Here is a 23387-nt window from a genome sequence, read left to right as displayed (position 1 = left end):
CTCAGCTTACCAAAAAAATCAATATGAATAATAATCAAGTGGTAAAAACCGAAAAAGAAGCTTTTGAAATTGCAGGAGATCAACATCTGATGACCTCTGTAGAAACTCCTCTTCGTGCTGATGCATTTCAAAAGCCCAACAGCCAAAAAATAGAAAATATCACTAAACTTTTTGAGGGCATCATGGAAGAGCTGGGGTTGGACCTTAGGGATGATAGCCTGAAGGGAACCCCATATAGGGTGGCTAAAATGTACGTTGAGGAAATTTTCAGCGGGCTGAATCCCGAAAATAAACCCTTTGTGTCTGTATTTGATAACAAGTATCAGTATAGTAAAATGTTGGTAGAAAAAGACATCACTTTCTATTCTGCCTGTGAACATCATTTTTTACCCATTGTAGGTAAAGCCCATGTGGGGTATGTTTCTCATGGAAAAGTCATTGGCCTTTCCAAAATTAACCGTCTGGTAGAATATTACGGTAAAAGACCCCAGGTACAGGAGCGCATGACTTTACAGATTTATAAGGAGCTACAAGCGTGTTTACAAACCGAAGATGTGATTGTGCTTATAGAAGCTGAACATCTGTGTGTCTCCTCAAGAGGGGTGAAAGATACTACCAGCAGAACGACAACGATAGAATACGGAGGCGCCTTCTCCGATAAAGAGATGCGAGATGAATTTCACAAAATGATCGGTTAAGATGAACGCTGCCAGGCAAGCTATCCAACTTCTGAAAAGCAATGGCATACGATCAACTGACAAGCGAATTGCTTTGCTTCAGTTGCTGATTTCACAACCCAAGGCCTATACTTTAAATGGTTTAGAAGCTTATTTTCAGATGGACCGTGTCACCATATACAGATCGTTAAACATGTTTGTAGATGCTCACATCTTGATGAAAATAATAAATCAGCATGGTAAAGCTATGTATGTGTATCATCAGGCGCATCATTGCAATCATCAGATACACCCTCATCTACATTGTAAGCATTGTGGAAAGATAGTATGCTTGCCCACCCTACCAGATGAATATCTTCATTCCTTAAATCAGTTTGAAATAGAAGAAATGCCCTTATTGATGAAGGGTATATGCATGCAATGTAGGCGAAACCATCATTCATAGAGACAACTAAACTCAAGTGTAAAATCACTTTACGATTATCTTGAGCGAAGATCAGGCCCCCAAAGAAAGTGAAACAATGATGTAGGTCACAAAACTTTAAAGATTAACTATGTGTTAGCTTTGACAAACAACTGCTAATTTACCATAATAAGATATGGACAATAAAGGACTGCTAGGCGACCTATTACGTGCGCATGGATTGAAGAAAACTCCCATAAGAATGGAAATTCTGGGGTTTTTCCTGGATAATGATTTTGCGCTTTCCGCAAGTGATATTTTGGCTAAGATGACTACAGAGCATGACCGGGTTACAGTATATAGAGCATTGAACTCTTTTGAAGAACATGGTATTTTACACCGTGCCTCTGAAGACGCACAAGGCACCAAATACGCATTATGCGGGAAGCATTGCCCGGATGAGCAGCATACAGAGAAACATGCTCATTTCATCTGTGAAGAATGTCAGCAGACTTACTGTCTGGAAGATGTAAAAGTGCCTAAAGTAAAAGTGTCTGATAATTTTTCTGTTCATAAAGTTAATTACACACTAAGTGGCATCTGTAAAACCTGTAACCACTAAGCAGAAAAATATAGCTCATCAGATAAAATAAGTAAAGCTACCTCTATTGGTAGTCGGTAGGTATGAGAGGCAGTAAAATTGGTATTCATTTTATCCTCATGAAACTGATCACCGACTCCAGAACCGCCGGCGTAGGATAGAGTGTAGTGAGCGCACCTGGCTTTGCTGAAAATGCATTTGCCGCTGATTATTTCTTCAACCTGACCGAAATTCAACGAATATCACAGCGGGGGCAGGTTGTCTGTGGATGATAACAAAGCCATCGTACAGATATTTAGAAGTGACTCAATCACCGAATATGGTGACTATCAGCAAGGCTTTGTGATTGAATATCATCTGGTAGATTTGGCAACTAAAACCATTGAAAAACTGGATGTCCCCTTGAGCAAATATTCAAGAAAAGCGCTGGAACTTCTGGCTAATGGTAAAGCAGTCATTATGTCCAGTACTGAAACCAAAGGTAACGCATATTTTATCTATGCTCCTCAATCCAATAGTGTAGGCAAAGGATTAGTGCACGAAGGCACCGAATACATCAATGCCTTTTTATCATCTGAATAATTCATAAAAGGCCCTCAAATTACTCTAAACCTCTTCATGTTCCTTTCTGAAGGGAGGGTTAATTGTTATGTAGCAAATCCTTATAGCGATTTATTTTTTTGCATAACTGACTTCTCTGAATTCAAAAATTGCCGGGTATAAATGAAATACATACCTCGGTGTCGTTGGAGTAATAATTTATAAGAAGGCAATGCTGCATATCTTTTCACCCGATATCCAGGTGCTATAAAGGTATGGTTATGCATTACCTTATTTCCATATTTTTGGAGCAAAGGCCTCTTTTCTGAGCTTACAGAGTAAAGTTTGGTTCATAATTAGGAGCTCTGCTATCGTGCCTCCTGAATTTTAGCAACTACTTTGGGATTTCTAGCTTTCAACTAAGGAGTGAGCGTTTTAATGCAAAGTTTGTGTAAAGGATTACTTTTTTATCTTTATCTTCGGATACGGTTATTTTTTTCTTACTGACTCACTGTCAAAACATTAATAATGAGTAAGCTTCCCTCCATACATACGCAACAGCTTCTGGAAGAGAATGAGTTGAAATATCAGCTGTTGATAGAGAGTGTAAAGGATTACGCTATTTTTATGCTGGACCCCAAAGGGTATATCATCACCTGGAATTCAGGAGCCAACAAGCTTAATGGTTATACTAAAGAGGAGGCTATTGGTCAGCACTTTTCTATTTTTTATCCCGAGGAAGCGCTTAAAATAAATCATCCGGCACATGAACTTAAAGTTGCAAGGGAAACAGGTAAGTTTGAAGAAGAAGGATGGAGAATCAAAAAAGATGGGAGTAAGTTTTGGGCCAATGTGGTTATCTCTGCTATCTACGACAGCGATAATAAGCTAACCGGCTTCTCAAAAGTAACAAGGGACTTGACCGAGCAAAAAAAGCTACAAAATGAGCTGCAAAAAAGTGAAGAACGGTCTCGTTTGTTAATTGCTTCAGTTAAAGACTACGCTATTTTTCTCCTGACCCCTGAGGGTAAAATTGCCAGCTGGAATGAAGGGGCAAAAAAAATAAAGGGTTATGAAGCACAAGAAATTATAGGCTGTCATTTTTCACGGTTTTATCCTCCGGATGCGGTAGCGTCCCATTACCCTAATTTTGAGCTCGTCGAAGCTATGGATAAAGGGAGGTTTGAAGATGAAGGGTGGAGAATCAAAAAAGATGGGAGTAAGTTTTGGGCCAATGTAGTCATCACGCCTATTTATAGCGAGCAGAATCAACATATCGGCTTTACCAAAGTTACCCGAGACCTGAGTGATAGAGTCAGGAATGAGGAACTCATGAGGAAGAACGCAGAACTACACAAGGTAAATACGGATCTGGACAATTTTGTCTATTCTGCTTCACACGATCTTAAATCCCCTATTGCCAATCTGGAAGGCTTACTACAACTGGTAGAAAGTAAGATAAGCCCTAAGCTTGATAAGCATGACAGGCAAATTGTTGCGAAAATGGGAACATCCATTGCAAGACTCCAGAGCACTATTGATAGCCTGGTAGAAGTGACTAAGGCTCAAAAGAATCTGGAAGAACCGGTAGAGATAGTTTCCTTTAAAGAGATATTGGAAGAAGTAAAAGAAGACTTAGCGTCTTCTATTAGTAGTGCCAAAGTAGATATTAAAGAGGAGTTGCAGGTAGAAGAATTGAGCTTTGCCAAAGCCAGTTTAAGATGTATTATGTATAATCTATTAAGCAATGCTATCAAATATCATTCGCCAAAAAGAAAGCCCGAGGTAAAGGTAAGGACTTATAAATCAGATGGACAAATTATCCTATGCATCAAAGATAATGGACTTGGCCTTAGCCAGGCACACCAGGCTAAGTTGTTTGGTATGTTCAAGCGCTTTCATAGACATGTAGAGGGTAGCGGGGTAGGCTTGTATATCGTAAAAAGGACGGTAGAAAACTATGGTGGGAGGATAGAGGTCAGGAGTAAGTTGAATGAAGGCACTTTGTTCAGGCTTTACTTTGATAACTAAGGTTACGTCAGTAAAAAGAGGGATGTAAGCTGTGATAAATAATCGTTTTATCAGTTCATAACTCCACACTAAAACATACCATCCACCCGACTTTTTCAGAGAAGAAAGCGGAAGGTCTTTTATTTTGCTATATCCTGACAGGGAATTATGCTCCCGGATTTCCAACAAACAAGTTTACCAAATTACCATGATTTGGAACTATACTTCCAGTAGTTTGGCCTGGTGCTACTTTATCGTTTCTGAGCATTACCAATCTACTGGTAAATGAGACTTTTTTCCTAACCCTTCGCTATACCCAGTCACTAGCTTTATATCATCAGTGAACCTCAAATTCCCCTTCACTATGAAAAAGCTACTCTTATTAATATTCTTAAACGTATGGGCAGGAAATATTGCTTTGGCTCAGCCTACTATCAAAGTCTGTAATAATAAAGACTCTTTAAAAATAATCAACCAGGTATCGCAATATCTAGCATACCTTGGCATAAGGGAAAAAGTATATCTACATGTAAAATTTTCTGTTTACATGGCAGACAACTTAGCCGGAATCACATACGTCACAAAATCTATTGACGCAGGACAAGTGATAAATGTATTCGTGGTACGGGTAGATGCTCGTCTGAACGAAAAAATGCAAAGACTGGTACTTGCTCATGAAATGATCCATGTTAAACAATATGTAAAAGGTGAACTTGAAGTGCTTGACGAAAATGAAGTGTTCTGGAACGGGAGAAAATACTATGGTGGGAACTTCAACTCACGGAAGACTCCCTGGGAATCTGAAGCCTACCATTATGATAGGCAATTGGCTAATATGATTGAAGAAAATCTACCTATACCTATACTACCTCTGTCTGCAAGCAATCGTCCCTAGTGCGAGGGGAAAAATGTTATCTATTGCTCATGCTGTATAATTCCCGTTACATTTTGTTACCAATTTACCAACAATTGCAACAGAATTACCAGCTTTTGGGCAGACTTATGAATAGCTTTACTCCATTAATGCAGCATATTTGATCATAAAAGCTTGTGGAAAACTGATGGAATTCAGAAGGATTTTATCAAAAAAATTATTACTTTTTATAAATGACTTGCCCTTATTTGTGAGAGTGTTCCCTTCAAATAATTTTAAGATCACATTTCCCACAACCAGAGAGGGCTGGTCAATCATGATCCTGTTTTAGCAGGAAAATATTTCTATACCACCACGCTTTCTCTGAAGCGTCAGTTTATTATATACCTAACCTCCCGCCTTATGAAAACCAGTCAGACAAAATATCCGCTTATTTTTCTGTGGCTTTGCCTCTTTGCGGTAACTGGCCACGGACAGGACGAAAGCTTTCGTTTTGAGCATATTACTGAGCAAAATGGCCTATCAAATAACGCTGCCACCAGCATATACCAGGATAGTGAAGGCTTTATGTGGATTGGTACGGCAAATGGTTTGAATAAGTATGATGGGTACGAGTTTGAAGTACTTAGATATGATCCTAATGATCCCAAACATAGTTTGCGTCATAATCAAATTAGTGATATCTATGAAGATCGTGAAGGACGATTATGGGTAACTACTAGCGGTGGAGGATTTCATGAGGTAGATAAACATACAGGAAAAGTAACCCGCCATGAGATTATGCCGCTTAGTTCTTTTGAGTGGAATTATTTGATGTCCATCTATGAAGACCAGGATGATAATTTATGGGTATGTGGCTTCGGCGGGTTAGCGCTATTTGACAGAGAGACTGAAGAATTTACGCAATATCCTGCTCCCGGAAACCCAACATCAGGCAAAGCTCCGGCAGTTTTTTCAATTGCCAGAGATTCAGCAAATCGTATGTGGGCAGGTACTAGCAGTGGACTCTATCAGTTTCACCAAGAAACTGGTGAATTTACTTATGTGGAAATGGACCCTTCAATTGACCCACAGGACTTTTGGTGTAACTATCTGTATCTGGATAAAGAAGAAGTATTATGGATAGGTACTGATATTGGAGTGCATGGACGTGAGTCAGAAGGACTATTTCGCATGGATACGAAAGAGAATAAATTGGTATTTAATCGCTTTGATCCTGAAGGTTCAATAAGTAAAAAGATATATTGGAACGGCATATACGAAGATAACCAGGGGTACCTATGGGTATATGGATCGGAGGGTTTACACAGAATAAATAAACAAACCGATGAGGTACTTAACTTTGAGTACGACCCCCTCAAACCTACAAGCCTGAGCCACGAAAATGTTCTTGCAATCTATCAGGATTCAGAAGGAGCATACTGGATAGGAACAGCTCATGGAATCAATAAAGCAAGTGCTTCTCCCGGCATGTTCCAGACTTATCAGAGGATTCCTGCCCATGCTTCAGATGTTCATGATGAAAATGCAGTAAGTGCTTTGCTGGAAGATCATACCGGTACGGTCTGGCTGGGATATTCGGGCAGTGAACCACATGGAAACCCAAGAGGGTCGCTATTCCAATTTGACCCAAATACTAAAAAAATAGAGAGCTTATCCATAAAAGATAAGGCTGCTGGTGATCTGGCTGACAATCAGGTTTTGTCCTTTCTTGAAGATAGTAAAAAACGCCTGTGGGTAGGAACAGGTACTGCCCTGAATCTATTGGATAGGAAAACAGGTGAGTTCACACATTATGATTGTGAAATCCCGATATGGAATATGGATGAGGGGGCCTCTGGCAAGATATGGGTAGGGGGTAAAACCGGTATGGCATCTTTTGACCCAGAGGGCAAAAAATTTGTTTACTATAAGTATAATCCTTTAGATACCACCAGACTCAAGCACTTATTTGTAAATGATATTTTAGCCAGCCATACAGGAGAGATTTGGGCCGCTACCGCGGCTGGCATCGCTCGTTTAAATCCTGAGACAGACTTGTTTACTCATCACCTTCCCATTGACGCTCCATCACCGAAACACCTCAATGATATAAGTGTGATGACACTCTATGAAGATGATGAAGGCATCATCTGGATAGGGACCCGGATGGGAGGACTTAACCGCTTTGACCCAGGTACCAATACTTTTACGCATTTTACTACCAGAGAGGGACTTCCCAGTAATACTGTTTTTAGTATAGTTGGCGATGATAAAGGAGAGTTATGGTTGGGAACCAATAAAGGAATTAGTCATTTTGATCCTGAAGATAAGAGCTTCCAAAACTTTGATGTGAGTGATGGTTTACCCTCAAGCTTTGCAGGGGTAGGCTCTTTTAGCAGCAGCGGGAAGTTAATGTTTGGTACTGATAATGGCTTTGTCATCTTTGACCCGGATAGCATTCAGGATAATATTACTATTCCTCCGATTTACATCACGAGCTTCCAGGTGATGGATGAAGATAGAGAAGTCCCTGCCGGATCAATTGAATTAGCATACGATGAGAATTTCCTCTCTTTTGACTTCGTCGCGCTCAATTATGATGCTCCTGAGAAAAACCAGTATGCCTATATGCTGGAAGGTGTAGACAAAGACTGGGTCTACAGTGATACCCGCCGCTTTGCCAGCTATACCGATCTGGATCCCGGAGAATATATTTTCCGGGTCAAAGCTTCCAACAACGATGGCATCTGGAACGAAGAAGGAGCAACAATAGTGGTCACCATCCTCCCGCCCTGGTGGCAGACCGGCTGGGCTTATGCTTTGTATACTGTTTTGGGCTTGAGCCTTCTGTACAGCCTTAGACAGTATACGGTGAAAAGAGAAAGACTCAGACATGAACTGAATATACAGCGCATGGAAGCCGAGAAAATGCATGAAGTAGACCAACTCAAGTCTCACTTCTTCGCCAATATCTCTCATGAGTTCCGTACCCCCCTCACTCTGCTACTTGGTCCACTTGACAAACTGATGACTGAGCCTGCCTATGCCAAAGAGCACTCCCTCTTCAGCATGATGCAGCGCAATGCCCAGCGACTCCTGCACCTCATCAACCAGCTGCTGGACCTCTCCAAACTGGAAGCGGGCAGGATGCAGGCAGAAGTAAAAGCCGGCGCCATTGTACCTTTCCTCCAGTCTATCGGCCTGTCTTTTACCACCCTGGCCGAGCGACAGCAGATTAGCTATCATTTTCAGTACCCTAATGATCATCCTGTAGTCTACTTTGATGCTGACAAGCTGGAGAAGATCATCACCAATCTGCTTTCCAATGCTTTCAAGTTTACACCAGCAGGAGGAAGTATTACTTTCTCTGCCCGCCTGCATGCCGCGGAAAAATCAATCACTACTCCTGTACAGAAACCTCAGGATGCTGCTCAGCTCAGCCTGCTGGAACTCAAAGTACAGGACAGTGGGGTAGGTATGTCTGAAGAGCAACTGGCCCATGTCTTCCACCGCTTCTACCAGGCAGATGACAGCCAGCAGGCTAGCGAAGGCAGTGGCATCGGTCTGTCGCTGGTCAGGGAACTGGTAGAACTACACGGCGGAGAAGTCTCAGCCAGCAGTGAAGCCGAAAAAGGCAGCTGCTTTACAGTAAAACTTCCCCTCTGGCAGGCTGAATTCGCCGAAATTGTAGTAGGTCAAGAGGGTAATGGAAAAGAACAGGTATTACCCCCAGCCGCTTCCGGCTACCAAACGAATGGATCACCAATCTCCGAAAGCCATTCAGAAGCGCCTCTGATTTTAGTCGTAGAAGACAATGCCGATGTGCGGGCATTCATCCGGGAGAACCTGCAGGCTGTCTACCGGGTCATGGAAGCAGCAAACGGAGCAGCAGGCTATAAGAAGGCCATTGAACACATCCCCGACCTGATCTTAAGTGATGTGATGATGCCCAGCATGGAGATGCCCAAAATGGATGGAGTAGAACTCTGTACCAAACTTAAAACCAATGAAAAGACCGCTCACATTCCAGTGATCCTGCTCACCGCCAAAGCCAGCGGAGGAGACAAGATAGAAGGGTTGGAGACCGGAGCCGATGACTACATCATCAAGCCCTTCAAAGCCGATGAGCTTTTGGTCAGGATCAAAAACCTGATTGAGAGCCGCAGAAAGCTCAGAGAGCAGTTCAGCCGGGAGATTACCCTGCAGCCCAGCTCGGTCAAAGTAAGCTCAGCCGATGAGCAGTTCCTACAGCGGCTGTTGGCAATCATGGAAGCGCACATGGCAGACTTTACTTTTGGTGTAGAAAGCATGGGTAAGGAGTTGGGCATGAGCAGGGTACAACTGTACCGCAAGCTCAAAGCCCTGACCAACCAGGCACCAGGAGATTTTATCCGCATGATGCGTCTGAAAAGAGCAGCAGAGCTGCTGGCCCAGGATTCAGGCAGCATTGCAGAAGTAGCCTATGCTGTGGGATTCAACGATCCTTCCTACTTCAGCAAGAGTTTCCACAAGCAATACGGACAAACCCCTTCCGAATATGTAGCACATACGGTATTGTAGTGATAAAAATTATGTTCGCATTTTCTCAAATGTCACCTTCATCTGCTATTTTATGCTATGAAAAAGCCTAAAATAGTTTGTATTGGCCTATATGTATTGATCTGCGCTATCGATTTGAGCTTTCTGTATGCTCAGGATGCAATAAGAATAGAAGAAGGTTATTATGAAGAACGGCCCCACTTTATCGTATATACGCTAACTGCCACTTATTATTACGATAAAGTAGGGGGAGGCTTCTCCCGTATGATCGATCAGAAAGGAAATGACTGGATTGGTTTTAAGAAAGAGCCCTGGAATGCATATCCTGCCTCAGCAGCTTCTTCTTATCGCGGCCTGCCCAATCTGGTGTTCCGGTCAGATGATGGTGGTGCCGGGCATCCCGGTTTTGATCAGTGTACCAGCCTCGTAGATGGAGAGCGTCAAATCGTGACGGAAAGCAAGAGCGGAAAGTGGAGGTGGCGCTGGACTTTCTATGAAGATCATGCGGTATTAGAAATTGAAAAGACAGATCCGCAGCAGGCTTACTGGTTTTTGTACGAAGGTGCAGCGGGGGGTGAGTATGCTCCCGAGCAGTATTATTTTGGGTCAGATTCAAGAGACTCAAGTCTGAGCAGACCTAAAACTCAACATCCGGATTTATCTAAGGGCACAGCAAACTTTGGAAAATATCAGTGGATGTATGTCGGACATCAGCAGGTGGACCGGATACTGTTTATGTTGCAGATAGAACCTGATGAACATCAAGATCTGATTAGCTATATGGGCAATAGTGAGCGAGGAGTAGATAGTGAGGATGGAATGACAGTCTTTGGCTTTGGCAGGGGGCCTCAGACTCAGGCTTTGCTCAGTGAGCCTCAGTCTTTTGTCATAGGCTTTTATCCTTATAAAATTACTGGCAAAGCTGATCATCTACAGCTCAGGAAATATGTAAATGGCCTGATGCAAAGATACCGTTCAAAGTAGATGCAAGGCCTGATTCAAAGAGGGATAGCAATATTGCCTGAAATGTTGCATTTTAGCAGCCCTTATGATCAGTACTTCTCAATCCAAGACCAAAACAAATGGATTAGTCAGGAAAATGGGCCTGCTGGGTCTGGCCGCAACTGGTATATGCTCCATGCTAGGCGCCTCCATCAATGTAGTGCCATTTATGATCCAGCGGAATGTTCCGGGTATCGGTCCATACGTGCTGCCTGCTTTCCTTTTTGCCGCGATACCTGCCATATTCGCTGCTTTTGCCTATAGTATTCTGGCTTCAGCCATGCCCCGGGCAGGGGGGAGTTACATCTACGCCAGCCGCGGGCTCAACCCTTACCTCGGTTTTGTCGCCAGCTTCTCCCAATGGTTCGGCTTATCCATTGTCATTGGCGTAGTATCCTATGTTATCATTCCCTTTATCCGAGATGTGGCCGTCAGTATGAATTGGCAGGAAATGGCTGTACTGCTGGACAAAGGATGGATACGGGTGAGTCTGGCAATATTTTTATTATGGATTTTTGTGGGTATAAATATAAGAGGAGCGAAATCCTATGAGCGCACCCTGATTCCCCTTATGTTCCTGATGTTTGCGCTGGGCGCTATCGTAATTGTAGCCGGTTTTATTTTTGACCAGCAGGATTTTGCGGCCGGACTGCTTGCCAAAGAAGGACGAGTGCATGAGGCAGCAGCTTCACCTGCTTTTAGCTTGGATACATTTCTTGCAGCATCTGCGCTTCTGTTTTCCAGCTTTATTGGCTTTGACTCCATTGCCCAGGCAGGAGGGGAGGCCAAGAATCCATCGCGCACTTTGCCGCTGGCTATTGCTTTGGCAATCATAGTGGTGGGAAGCTTTTATTTTCTTTTTACCGCAGCGGTTTATCATACCGTGCCCTGGTCTTTTATAGCCGAAGAGGTCATGCAGAAAGACATCACCGCACCGGGTATGCTGAGCTATGTGCTTCCTTCCAGCCTGGCGGTAGCCATTGTAGCCGGGGCAGCTATCGCCCTGATCAATGATCTCCCCGCCATGTTACTCTCCGTATCCCGCCTGATGTTTGCCTGGGCAGAAGATGGCATCTTTCCTAAAAAAATCGCAAAAGTACATTCCCGCAGACATACACCCCATATCGCCCTGATTGTGAGTGGCATCATGGCCAGCATAGGCATTTTGGGAAGCCACTTTGCCGGCGACTTCTTCTTAGGTATAGATATTATGGTGACTTCTATGATGGTTAATTTTTTGCTGATGTGTATTACGCTGCTGCGTCTTCCGCATGTCAATCCTGATCTGGCAGAGAAAGTAACGGTAATTCGTAAGCGGAGCATGCAGCAATTTTTAGGATGGATGGGCACGCTGATGCTGTCTGGCTTTTTGATTATCCATAGCTGGAAAGACTTAAACAGCGAAGCGGAGGCCTGGTATTTTCATTCTACCCCCATCTGGCTCATTGTCATGAGCTTGGCTTCCATCATATTTTTCGTAAAATTAGCAGCACTAAAAAAGCAGGGTGTAGATACCCGGCAATTGTTTACCAAGCTTCCTCCCGAATAAATGCAAAAATACTGCGAACTCGCTCCCGACTTAAAAATCTCTCGGGTGCTGACCGGACTGTGGCAGATAGCCGATATGGAAAAAGACGGGACTACCCTTGATCCTGAGGAAAGCGCGCGTGCCATGACACCTTATGTAGAAGCAGGCTTTACCACTTTTGACATGGCTGATCATTATGGGTCGGCAGAGATCATCAGTGGTACATTCAAAAAGCAGCATGCTTCAGACAAACAGGTACAACTGCTGACCAAATGGGTCCCCAGACCGGGGCCTACTTCTAAGCAGGAAGTACGGGAAGCAGTACAAAAGGCATTGGATCGCATGCAGTTGGAAACCATTGATCTGATGCAATTCCATGCCTGGAACTATGCCGATCCAAACTGGCTGGACTGCCTGTTCTGGCTACAGGAGCTAAAAGAAGAGGGCCTGATACGCCATCTCGGCCTGACCAACTTTGATGCTGCTCACCTGAGAGTAGCGGTGAGTAGCGGTATTGAAATTGTATCCAACCAGGTGTGCCATTCACTCATAGACCAGCGGGCAGCGCAAAGCATGACAGAAGTATGTAAGCAGTATGGGGTAAAACTGCTCGTTTTTGGAACGGTAGCTGGCGGTTTTCTTTCGGAGAAATGGCTGAACAAGCCCGAACCGAAAATGGAGGAACTAAGCACCTGGTCGCAGATGAAATACAAGCGATTTATTGATGCTGCCGGTGGTTGGAAGAAATTTCAGCATTTACTCAAAGTGGCACATCAGGTAGCTCAAAAACATAATGCTTCCATAGCCAATATTAGTAGTTGCTTTATGTTGAATCAACCCGCGGTAGCAGGCATTATTTTGGGAGCACGACTGGGCAAAAGTGAGCACATCGCGGAAAACCAGCGCATATTTGACATCCATTTGGATGCGGAAGATTTACAGTCTATCCGGGAAGCACAGTCTGCGCTTTCTCCTATCCCCGGAGGTTGCGGAGATGAATATCGCAAGCCACCCTTCCTCACTGCTTCCGGTGATCTAAGTGATCATCTGGAAAGTATTCCTACCCCTTTTGAAGTCGTGGATGGACATCAGGGGAGAAAGAAAATCTTCAGCGGTACAGTTTGGGAAGATATGGCGGGCTACTGCCGGGCGATACGCAGTGGTGACCGTATTCTCGTTTCAGGCACTACCGCTACGCATGGCAGCCGTATGATCGGTGGTAAAGATGCGGCAGCGCAAGCTCATTTTGTGATTGACAAAATTCAGGGAGCCCTTGAGTCATTAGGAGGATGCCTGGAAGATGTAGACCGCACCAGAATTTTTGTAAACAATATCAATGATTGGGAAGCGGTAGCACGAACGCATGGCGAGCGTTTCAAAGACATTCAGCCTGCCAACACTTTGGTACAGGCCAGACTGGTAGGGGAAGGCTATCTGGTAGAAATAGAAGCAGAAGCCAGGATATGACATTACTTTGCCAGAGTTCAGAAACCCTGGCAAAGTATAGTTGCAGATTGATTTACCATTGACCCCGACAAACTGGCTAATTTTTTCTTATTGTCAGCCCAATCTCTTAACTGTCGTGCTTCACTTTCAGAAAGCTTGCTGAGGGCTTTCCTGTACTCCCGCTCGTACAATTCTTTACTGAAGCTTACTTTCCTTACTTTCTCCAGTATAAGTTTGCTGTAAGTCAACATACAAGTTCTCATCGGAAATCAAATTTTAGGTTTCTTCGATAGGCTATAAAGAAAAAGGACGTCGGAATGGTAAGCCCCACCGTCGTATCCTGCCAAGTGATATATCCGCCAGGGTATTCATTTGCCTATATCTTCTAATAGCTATTGGTTGTAAAGGGGCAAGTGCCTTCTCTTTCTGCTTTCCTTCTGCTATATCCGGGATGAAAGGTGATAGTATCATAGTCTTATTATTTTATTTGATAGTAATGCTATCATATACGACAATAATGCTTTTATGTTTGTTGATTCAATTTTTTTTTCAACAAAAATGAAAAGAGTGTTAGGCTGGGAGAGGGGGGCAGATAAAAAAAACCGGAGCGTAGTGCTCCGGGTGTAGAAGGAAATTCTCTTTCAGAAAATTTAAAGGGCGATAGCTTTATGATAAGAATACTACTTCTCTACTAGCTTCCCATCAGCATATTTGGCAAAGCGCCCTTTTTCGCGGGGGTGGACGTGTTCATGTGAAGGCCAGGGCCATCCACCAAACTGTGTACGCTGAAACTCCTGCATTACCTGCTGAACTTCCGCATTGCTATTGGTCACAAAAGGACCATACTGCACTACCGGCTCACTGATAGGCTTACCTTGTAGCAATAGTAAATGTCCTTCTTCGTCGCCATTTTTCAGCCTCACCTCCTGGTCCGCATGCAACTTTATGGATTTGTAATTAGCAACTTCCTGCCCATCTACCTCAACGGTATCACCTTTAAAGAAATAAAGCGTACGGTTCACCGCACTTTTGGCAGCCGGTAAGGTCCACTGAGCATTCGCCTCCATACGGATATTCCAGATCGCTACCTCATTTTCAGGATCTGCCGCCCAGGAGTCCGGGGCGGGAGGTGGCGCCTGTAAGTCACCAATTTTACCGGCGACTATGGCTACGCTGGTTTCCCTGCCCTCTTCATCTTTTGTTTTATACTTGGGAATGGTATCTCCCCACAACATGGCAAAGTGAGGATCAGCTTTTTTCTTGGCTTTGGGCAGGTTGAGCCAGATTTGGAAAAGCTCCACCGGATTATCTTTATCTTCCTTCAGCAAAGGAAACATTTCCGAATGCTGCACCCCTTTTCCGGCAGTCATCCACTGCACATCTCCATCACCGAAACGCCCGGCAGCACCCAAGGAGTCTGAGTGGTCAATTAGACCTTTGCGGGCGATCGTTACTGTTTCAAAACCTACATGAGGGTGTGCAGGAAAGCCAGGAACCTTAGAGCCGTGGTACATGCTCCATCCGTCTTTTCCGGCAAAGTCCTGACCGATATTTCTTCCTGTCAGTGAGGCTGAAGGCCCCATATCCTTATTGCCTTGAGGATAAGCATCTTCATGATGCACACAAAAAAGAAAAGGATCGCTGGTCTCCCAGGGAAAGCCTAGTTTTTTGATATCTATTACTGCTGATTTACTCATCTTTATAAATTTTATTCATGTATAAATTATTTGTAGATACATCAAATTGATGTTTATATTTCTACTATGGTATTGTAGTTTTCTTTTCCAAAAACTACTATCCCCTACCTACTGAAATACGCTTTATTACAAATCCTGTTGCAGTAAGCCTGGACCAGTGTTATTAACATCCTATTTGATGGGAAAGATGAATAGTCTCTCCTGATGTATGTCATTCCAATGTGCACTCATAGCCCTTCATAATTTTCATCGGCTAAACCTTCTTTCGAATTAAACACTGGAACAGGGGATTGAAAAAATTTTGATTTTATATTTGCCCATATTTAAACTTTAGCAAAGATAATTACCTATGCCCTTTACTTTTCGTGTTTTATTCTTCCTGGCTTTATGTTGGTTTACTACATTATGTATCTCATTTGCCCAAACCTTTCAGCCGGAGCACTTCAAAAACCTGAACATCCGTAATGTAGGCCCGGCCAATATGAGCGGAAGAATTACCGCCATAGATGCAGTAGTGGATCATCCTACCAAGGTCATTTATGTAGGTGCCGCTTCCGGTGGAGTTTGGAAATCTGAAAACGGAGGCACTGCCTGGAAAAGTATTTTTGACGATCAGCCCACCATGAATATAGGCGCGGTAGCGGTTCAGCAGGACAATCCCTCAGTGGTATGGGTGGGTACAGGCGAAGGGAACCCCCGCAACTCTATGAACCTCGGTCAGGGTTTGTTCAAAAGTATAGATAGTGGAGAAAGCTGGCAGTTTGTAGGTTTAGAGGAGTCCAAAACCATCCACCGTATTCTCATTGACCCTCATGATGGCGATGTAGTCTATGTAGGCGTGATGGGCGATCCTTTTACGCCCGGGGAGCACAGAGGCGTTTACAAGACTGCCGATGGCGGAGAAAGCTGGGAGAAAATTCTCTATACCAACGAACAGTCGGGCGTGGCGGATATGGTGATGGACCCGGAGAATCCCAATAAGATTTTTGCTGCTATGTACGAGCACCGGCGTACGCCTTATAGCTTTACCTCCGGAGGCCCCGGCTCAGGCTTATACGCCACCTATGATGGGGGGGATAACTGGCAGCAGTTGGGTAAAGAAAACGGATTGCCTGCCGGGGAACTGGGACGTATCGGCATCGCCATTGCTCCCAGTAACCCTGACCGCATTTATGCTAAAATAGAAGCTGAAAAAAACGCGCTCTACCGCAGTGATGATGGAGGAAAACATTGGGAAATGATCAATGACAACCCTCGCTATACCAACAACCGTCCTTTCTACTTCCAGGATTTAGCAGTAGACCCTCAGGATCAGAACAGGCTTTACAACATTTACCAACCTCTGACATTGAGCTATGATGGGGGGCAAAGTTTTGACTCCATTCCTATGATTCCTGCCGATGAGACCAAAGGCATACATGCAGATTTTCATGCTTTCTGGGTAGATCCTAACGACCCTACTTTCTTCATCATTGGAGGAGATGGTGGCCTGGGTATTACCCATGATCATGGCAGGAGCTGGTATTTTCCCGAAACCATTCCGGTGGCCCAGTTTTACCATATTAATGTGGATAATGATATGCCTTACAATGTATACGGCGGCATGCAGGATAATGGCAACTGGTCGGGGCCGGGCTATGTTTGGAAGAGAGGAGGCATACGTACGCTCTACTGGCAGTATTTGGTGGGAGGAGATGGTTTTTACATTTCACCTGACTCCACCAATTCTCGCTTCGGCTACGGGACTGCCCAGAATGGTGACCTTTTCCGCTATGATAAGCTCACAGGTTACTACCAAAGCATCAAACCGCAGGCTACTGATTTGGATACCCGCTTACGCTTCAACTGGAATGCGGGCTTTGCCCGTGACCCCTGGAATCAGGATGCTGCTTACTACGGTAGCCAGTTCGTACACAAAACAACTGATCAGGGGGCAAATTGGGAGATCATCTCTCCTGACCTGACTACTAATAATCCTGAGAAGCAAAAGCAGGACTATGGGGGGTTGACCATTGATGCTTCCGGAGCGGAATTTTATAATTCCATTCTGACGATTGCCCCCAGTCCGGTAGATAAAGGAACCATCTGGATAGGTACCGATGACGGACAGCTACAACTGACGCAGGATGGTGGACAAAGCTGGCAAAACCTGACTGCTAATATAAAAGGGATGCCTGAAGGCAGCTGGATTGCCCGGATCAAAGCCTCAAGCTATGATGCCGCCACGGCCTGGATGGTGGTTAACGATTATCGCCGGGGTGATTATGCGCCCTATCTTTTTCGTACTACCAATTTTGGCAAAAGCTGGGAGCGCATGGTAGATGACACAGATGTTAAAGGCTATGCGCTGGCAGTGATACAGGACCCTGTAGAGCCTAAGCTGGTATTTCTGGGCACTGAAAATGGCCTATGGATTAGTATGGATGAAGGTAATAGCTGGACACAATTTCAAAATGGCTTTCCGGCAGTCTCCACTATGGATCTGGCCATACAGCAAAGAGAATCGGCCCTTATCGTAGGTACCTTTGGGCGCGCCATCTGGATCATAGACGACTTGCTCAGTCTGCGGGAAGCCGCGGCTGGAAAGCTGAATGATAAACTGACTGCCCTGCCACTCAATGAGGTGGTGCAGGTGAAGGGCCTGTTTATTGCCCCTCCCGGCAATATCTGGACCGGCTTTCATACTACCTTTGAAGGAGAAAACCGTCCTTTCCAAAAAGTAGAAATTCCTTTCTACATCACTGATCAACCTGCTGCCAACGTGGAAGTCAAAGCGGAAATCTATGATGAAGAAGGAAATCTTATACAGACTTTTGGTCGCTCAGCACTGGATTTGGGGCTAAACTACATCACCTGGAAACTGGATGAGCAGGCGGCTCAGCTTCCGGGTGCTTATGTGAGCGATGAAAGCCGGGATATTCCTGTACTTCCGGGCACTTATCAGGCTGTGCTTTATTATGAAGGTAGTAGCGACACCACTGAAGTAAAAGTCATTCCCGATCCTCGTTTTGAAGAGCAGCCGGAAGTAGATGCTGCTCATTATGCCCTGCTCAAACACCTGGACAAAAGCACGGCTCAGCTCAGTACTGCTTTGAATAGTATTGCCGAAAGTGAAGAAAAGGTCAACCAGATTCAGTCGCAGTTGAATGCCCTGAACTATTCGGAGTCGGATGCTCTGGTGAAGCTTTCTCAACAGGTCAAAGATGAATTGCAACAGCTGAGCGAAGAGGCCAGGGGCAAGCGCCCGGAGAAGCAGGTAGGCGCCTGGCAGTCGTTTGAAACTACGGCTTACTCCAGCGTTTCTGATGCCCAGTATGCCCTGATGGGGCGTCTGCATAAGCCTTCCGAGCAGGACCAAGCTTTGGTGGCACAGGCTGAAAAGCTGGTAGACGAATTTCAGCAAGCTGTAGATGACTTTTATGCAAGCGCATGGCAAGCTTACCGTCAGCAGATTGAAGCAGCCGACATCAGCTGGTTTGATCATGAATAGTTAAACAGCTAGCTTTTTGTGCGTTGGTTTGAATATCCGGCGGGCGTGTAATTGGTATGTGCGGTGAAGCGTTCGGAGATTTCCCGGCGGAAACCGCTAGACTTTTTTGACGGTCCGCCGCGGTTACTTTTTGTGCGGTTCCCCGCCGGGACAATGACAAAAAGTAACAAAGCAAATAAGCTACTTAGATCATTATAGTTGAAAATTCACAATTTTATTACAAGTATGAAAATATGACCTTAGTCCGAATCCTTACCCTAAGCCTCCTTCCCCTCTTTGCATTCGCCAACGACGATTTGCAAAGCTTTGGCGAAACTTTTTTTACCTGGCGGGCCAAAATGCAGCCTGCCAGCGGTGATGATATCAATCGGGTGGAACGCCCACAGGGCTGGGTGCCTGATTATTCCCACGAAGCTCTGCAACAATATCACCAGGATTATAAGCAGTTCCGTGCTGCGCTGGATGCGATTGACCAGAGCGGCTGGGATAGGTCAGATAGTGTTGACTTTTTGCTCTTGCACTCCGCGGTAGAGCGTATCAACTGGGAGCTGAATGTGCTGCGCCTCCCCTACCGCAATCCTGACTTCTATGTACATCAGACATTGGGCGTTCTTTTTGAACTGCTAGTATTGCATACTGAAATGAATGACGCACGTATGGAGGAAATCATCCTTCGCATGCAATCTATTCCGGCCACGCTTGAACATGCCCGTGCCAATCTGACCGAGCCTTTTGCCGGAGGAGCAGTCATCGCTTTGAACAACCTGGAAGAGATTGAACAGAAATTCAACCAACTCAATTCGGCGCTACAACAGGTAGCTGACAAATCTTACCACAAAAAACTAGATAAAGCTACAAAAGCGGCTGGCGAAGCCCTGGTAGCCTATGCTGACTGGCTGGAAGCAGAGATGCCCAAAATGGGCAATTCATTTGAGGTAGGCAGGGAAAACTATAATTACTTTTTGAAGAACATTGCCCTTATGCCATTTACACCCGAAGAACTGCTGACCATGGGGGCGATGGAATGGAGTCGTTCGGTCGCTTTTGATGTATTTGAGCAGATGCGCAATGTGGATGAACCCGCTCCCACAATTTTTGAGAATGCTCAGGCACAAATTGCCAAAGAGGCTGAACAGGAGCAGGAAATTCGTGATTTTATGGAGGAGATGAACATCATGAGCGTGCCTGCCGATGTAAATCACTATCTCAACAAAGAACTAACGCCTTACCTCACGCCTCTGGCTCATATGGGCGTTACCGACGATCTCACCTCCGAATCGCGGCTGGATATTGATGGGGTAAGCTATATTCGTGATCCGTCCTGGGACCTGCCTTACTTTTACAGAGCGATTGCACAAGACCCTCGCCCCATCATCATACATGAAGGAGTGCCCGGTCATTATTTTCAGTTGGTACGCTCCTGGAAGAATGATAACCCTATTCGCCGCCGCTTTTTTGATTCCGGTCCCATTGAAGGAATTGGTTTTTATGTAGAGGAGATGCTTTTGCAGTTTGGCTTACTGGATGACAGGCCTCGCACCCGGGAGATTATGTACAGCTTTATGCGCTTACGTGCTCTGCGGGTGGATATTGATGTGAATCTGGCAGTAGGGAATTATGACATTCCTGAAGCCGCCAATTATCTGGAAACGATAGTACCTATGGATAGAGGAACTGCGGTAGAGGAAGCAGGTTTCTTTAGCCTTACCCCCGGACAGGCGATTTCCTATCAGATAGGTAAAATTCAGATCATGAAGTTTCTGGCCGATGCCAAAATACAACAGGGAGATGACTTCAGTCTGCGTGACTTTCATGATTTCCTGATGGTCAATGGCAATGTGCCCATTGCTTTGCAGCGCTATGAATATCTGGGTAAAGCAGATGAGCTTAAAGAGCTATGGCCAGACTAAGTGACCGCAGCTTAGTGTTGTGAATACCTCATAGTTTCTCTATCTTATTATGCGCTGTGTTTTCTGGAACAATAAGTATTATAATTTTTAGGATATGAGAAGTTCACTTTTTCTACTGCTGTCACTTTGCTCCTTCCTTATTTTTTCTGCCTGCCAGGAAGAGAAAGCAAGCCAAGAGGAGGCTTCTTCACATGTAAATATTCACCTACAGGCAAAGCATCTGGCCTCAGATACTGTAAAAGTACTGACCATAGATATGCTCACAGGGAAAAGTGTTCTACTGGCTGAAGCAGTGCTGGACTCCAGCGGAATAGGAAAGATGAACATGGCAGTTGAACATAGCTTGTTCGCAACCCTGGATTATCAACCCACACAGAAAGAACACCCTAAGAATAATCAGCTGTATCTGGAGCCGGGAGATTCTCTCATGATAACGTTAGATGGTGAAGCTCCAGAACAGACCCTTAGTTTTGAGGGCGAAGGGGCCGAAGTGAATAATTATCTGGCGCGTTCATTCCTGATCAGAAAACCATTTTTCAGAAGGGTAGGCAAGCTTATCTGGCAGCTTGAGCAGCAGGCATTTTTAGATCGGCTGGACTCTATTCGCTTTAGCATGGAAACCTTTCTGCAGCAATATGCAGACAGCGTGGATATGGATGCTGACATGAAAGCGCTTATGGAGAAAAGGAATGAAATAGATGTCCTGAAAGAGGAAGTAAGATATGCCTTTTTGTTACAGAATAATTTTGTAGTGAAAGCCATAAGTAATGGCGAAACGGTAGGAGAGTATCAGTTGCCTGAAGCTTTTAGCAATGTATACCAAAGAGTTCCTTACGACACCAATCTGATAAAAAAGCAGATGCCTCACTATGCATTATTGCTACAGAGGAGTATGGATGCTACTGTTGCATACCCCTTGTATTTTGGTACGAGTGCGGAGGAAAGAGAAAATATGCCCAAGCAAATGCCATCCATGATAGATAGTCTTATCCGTACTCAATATGATCAGGCAAAATTTCCTGACTATTTTCTGGCCTGGAATATCAGCTCATGGATGGATAGGAAGGGCATATCTCCTGATATTGACAGCTTATATCACCAATTTCTGAGAAATAATAGCAATTCACCTTATCTGGCAACTCTGGAAGAAAAGTATGAGCGCTGGATGGCCATCAGTACGGGCAGCCCTGCTCCTGATTTCTATGGCACTACGCCTGATGGAAAAAGGCTGGCTTTGAGCGACTTCAAAGGGAAGGTAGTATATATAGATGTATGGGCTACCTGGTGTGGTCCTTGCCGCCAAGAGTTTCCCGCTTCTATCGCTTTACAAAAAGAGTTTGCTGAAGAGGAAGGGGTGAGCTTTCTGTATGTATCGATAGAGATGAGTCTGCCTGACTGGAATACCTGGAAGAGCATCCGGACTTAAGAGGAAAGCATATGTTGAATGAACCTGAGGGAGAGTCCTCTATCTGGAAAAAATATTTATTAAGCAGTATCCCCCGGTACATTCTGATTGATCAGGAAGGCAGAATCAAAGATTCCGAAGCTGACCCTCCCTCTTCCGGAAAGGTAGCCGATCAGATTTATGCGCTGCTCAATCAATAATCCCAGGTATAGTTTTATTCCACTTCAATCAGACCTTCTCTTTTCAGCTGAGCGATAATGGCGACAGAAAAGTCTTCAGCAAAGTACTCTATGTCTCCCGGATTGTAAGTATCAGACTGGGCAGACCAGTATAGCTTCTCATTTTCTACATCATAGAGGTTCGTCTCCAGATAGTAAATCTTATCCAGGGAATAGTAGCCGGGTGTATAGATCTGGTTGTAGTTATAAGAATAGTAGGTATGGAAGTTATTGTAATAACCATAGGCCAGCGTAGGCGCATAAGTATCATTACCTCCTACATAACGGTTCTCATGCGTCTGGTCTACCAGTGAAATAGCCAGAATAGCATCATTGCCATTGGCTTTTACTTTATCTAATATTAACCTCTTATCGCTGGCATGCTCAGCTGAGAAGTTATTTGGAAATAAGCTTAGGCTGGTAGTAGCATTGATGCCTTGCTGCTCCAGCAGGGCTACCATTTCTCCTTCCAAAATTTCTTTGGCATTCATATTCTGGGTAAGGGCTGCTACGAAAATATTGTCATAATTCTTTTTATTGAGGTCAGGGCTTTTCCAGGAACCGGTAATATTGGTAGAAGTAGCAGTACAGGCCGCCAGAAAAATCAATATACCTGATAGAATTGCCTGAGGAGAGAGGTGTTTTTTCAGAGTCATAAAAATGAGCGTTTAATAAAGGTATTTTTTACAAGGATCACCCAAGCATAATTGCTGAAAAAACTTTTTGTTTGAGAGATTGATGAAGTTTTCGTCAATTGCTTGAGCAGTATAAAACCCGACCTTATGTAACAGGAAAAAAGCTTGGTGATGAAGCAAAAACAAACCCCTTGCATACAAAGGTTTACAAGGGGGACTAGTGGTTCCGGCAGGAATCCGCCAAAGCAGTATTTGACAGTGAAAAATTATTTTACGGTATTATATGTTAGACAATAATTATATTTATTGTAAAATTTACTGTTAAAATTTTAAAAATATCCCGTTCTTTGTATCGAATATGTATTGAAAATGTATCGATACACATGTATTGAATGTGTATTGACTTTTTTTATTTGGTAAATAATTAAGC

The 23387-nt window shown here is 44.3% G+C and carries 18 protein-coding genes; 14 read left to right on the top strand and 4 right to left on the bottom strand.

Annotated features, from left to right (window positions below; all coding sequences use genetic code 11):
• The first annotated feature begins 23 nt into the window (after positions 1-23).
• The 10 genes from folE (at position 24) to OKW21_RS29420 (ending at position 13623) form a co-directional block, all read left to right on the top strand.
• Complete coding sequence (gene folE / locus OKW21_RS29460; RefSeq protein WP_277486797.1) at positions 24-698, top strand: GTP cyclohydrolase I FolE; 675 nt, start codon at positions 24-26, stop codon at positions 696-698.
• Between the two features lies 1 nt (position 699).
• Positions 700-1122 carry a Fur family transcriptional regulator gene (locus tag OKW21_RS32830; RefSeq protein WP_420870129.1) on the top strand — a complete coding sequence of 141 codons (423 nt, stop codon included), beginning with the start codon at positions 700-702 and terminating at the stop codon, positions 1120-1122.
• A 154-nt stretch (positions 1123-1276) separates the two neighbouring features.
• A complete protein-coding gene (locus OKW21_RS29455) occupies positions 1277-1702 on the top strand; it encodes a Fur family transcriptional regulator (protein WP_277486795.1) in 426 nt (141 codons plus the stop codon).
• A 237-nt stretch (positions 1703-1939) separates the two neighbouring features.
• On the top strand, positions 1940-2263 hold the full coding sequence (locus tag OKW21_RS29450; RefSeq protein ID WP_277486793.1) for a hypothetical protein: 324 nt from the start codon (positions 1940-1942) through the stop codon (positions 2261-2263).
• Positions 2264-2749: 486 nt separating this feature from the next.
• Positions 2750-4252 carry a sensor histidine kinase gene (locus tag OKW21_RS29445; protein WP_277486791.1) on the top strand — a complete coding sequence of 501 codons (1503 nt, stop codon included), beginning with the start codon at positions 2750-2752 and terminating at the stop codon, positions 4250-4252.
• Between the two features lie 526 nt (positions 4253-4778).
• Entirely contained in the window at positions 4779-5126 is a 348-nt protein-coding gene (locus tag OKW21_RS29440; RefSeq protein ID WP_277486789.1) for a hypothetical protein, read from the top strand.
• Between the two features lie 381 nt (positions 5127-5507).
• Positions 5508-9647, top strand: coding sequence for a hybrid sensor histidine kinase/response regulator transcription factor (locus OKW21_RS29435; RefSeq protein ID WP_277486787.1), 4140 nt, complete (start codon positions 5508-5510; stop codon positions 9645-9647).
• Between the two features lie 57 nt (positions 9648-9704).
• The gene (locus OKW21_RS29430) at positions 9705-10610 is read left to right on the top strand and encodes a hypothetical protein (RefSeq protein ID WP_277486785.1); all 906 of its coding nucleotides are present in this window, start codon (positions 9705-9707) and stop codon (positions 10608-10610) included.
• 64 nt (positions 10611-10674) lie between these two features.
• Positions 10675-12177, top strand: coding sequence for an APC family permease (locus OKW21_RS29425; RefSeq protein WP_277486783.1), 1503 nt, complete (start codon positions 10675-10677; stop codon positions 12175-12177).
• Complete coding sequence (locus OKW21_RS29420) at positions 12178-13623, top strand: aldo/keto reductase (RefSeq protein WP_277486781.1); 1446 nt, start codon at positions 12178-12180, stop codon at positions 13621-13623.
• Between the two features lie 17 nt (positions 13624-13640).
• Here OKW21_RS29420 and OKW21_RS29415 read toward each other — a convergent pair whose 3' ends face one another.
• From OKW21_RS29415 to OKW21_RS29405, 3 genes are all read right to left on the bottom strand, one after another.
• Positions 13641-13865: a hypothetical protein gene (locus tag OKW21_RS29415; protein ID WP_277486779.1), complete on the bottom strand. Its 225-nt coding sequence runs from the start codon at positions 13863-13865 to the stop codon at positions 13641-13643.
• Between the two features lie 31 nt (positions 13866-13896).
• Positions 13897-14073 (bottom strand): hypothetical protein, encoded by a 177-nt coding sequence (locus OKW21_RS29410; protein ID WP_277486778.1) that lies wholly within the window; start codon positions 14071-14073, stop codon positions 13897-13899.
• A gap of 209 nt (positions 14074-14282) precedes the next feature.
• The gene (locus OKW21_RS29405) at positions 14283-15299 is read right to left on the bottom strand and encodes a pirin family protein (RefSeq protein WP_277486776.1); all 1017 of its coding nucleotides are present in this window, start codon (positions 15297-15299) and stop codon (positions 14283-14285) included.
• 349 nt (positions 15300-15648) lie between these two features.
• On the opposite strand from OKW21_RS29405, the gene OKW21_RS29400 reads away from it, so the two are divergent.
• The 4 genes from OKW21_RS29400 to OKW21_RS29385 all read left to right on the top strand — a co-directional run bounded on the left by OKW21_RS29400 (position 15649) and on the right by OKW21_RS29385 (position 22304).
• The gene (locus OKW21_RS29400) at positions 15649-18789 is read left to right on the top strand and encodes a VPS10 domain-containing protein (protein WP_277486773.1); all 3141 of its coding nucleotides are present in this window, start codon (positions 15649-15651) and stop codon (positions 18787-18789) included.
• Between the two features lie 233 nt (positions 18790-19022).
• Positions 19023-20699, top strand: a complete 1677-nt coding sequence (locus OKW21_RS29395; RefSeq protein ID WP_277486771.1) for a DUF885 family protein — start codon at positions 19023-19025, stop codon at positions 20697-20699.
• Positions 20700-20793: 94 nt separating this feature from the next.
• Positions 20794-22125 carry a TlpA family protein disulfide reductase gene (locus OKW21_RS29390; protein WP_277486770.1) on the top strand — a complete coding sequence of 444 codons (1332 nt, stop codon included), beginning with the start codon at positions 20794-20796 and terminating at the stop codon, positions 22123-22125.
• Positions 22126-22136: 11 nt separating this feature from the next.
• Positions 22137-22304, top strand: a complete 168-nt coding sequence (locus OKW21_RS29385) for a hypothetical protein (RefSeq protein WP_277486768.1) — start codon at positions 22137-22139, stop codon at positions 22302-22304.
• A gap of 14 nt (positions 22305-22318) precedes the next feature.
• Here OKW21_RS29385 and OKW21_RS29380 read toward each other — a convergent pair whose 3' ends face one another.
• Positions 22319-22978, bottom strand: coding sequence for a hypothetical protein (locus OKW21_RS29380; protein ID WP_277486766.1), 660 nt, complete (start codon positions 22976-22978; stop codon positions 22319-22321).
• Positions 22979-23387 lie beyond the last annotated feature (409 nt).

Origin of the sequence: Catalinimonas alkaloidigena, assembly GCF_029504655.1 — a bacterium.
GTDB lineage: Bacteria > Bacteroidota > Bacteroidia > Cytophagales > Cyclobacteriaceae > Catalinimonas > Catalinimonas alkaloidigena.
Note: the sequence above shows the minus strand (reverse complement) of the source record. Positions and strands in the feature narration are given on the sequence as shown.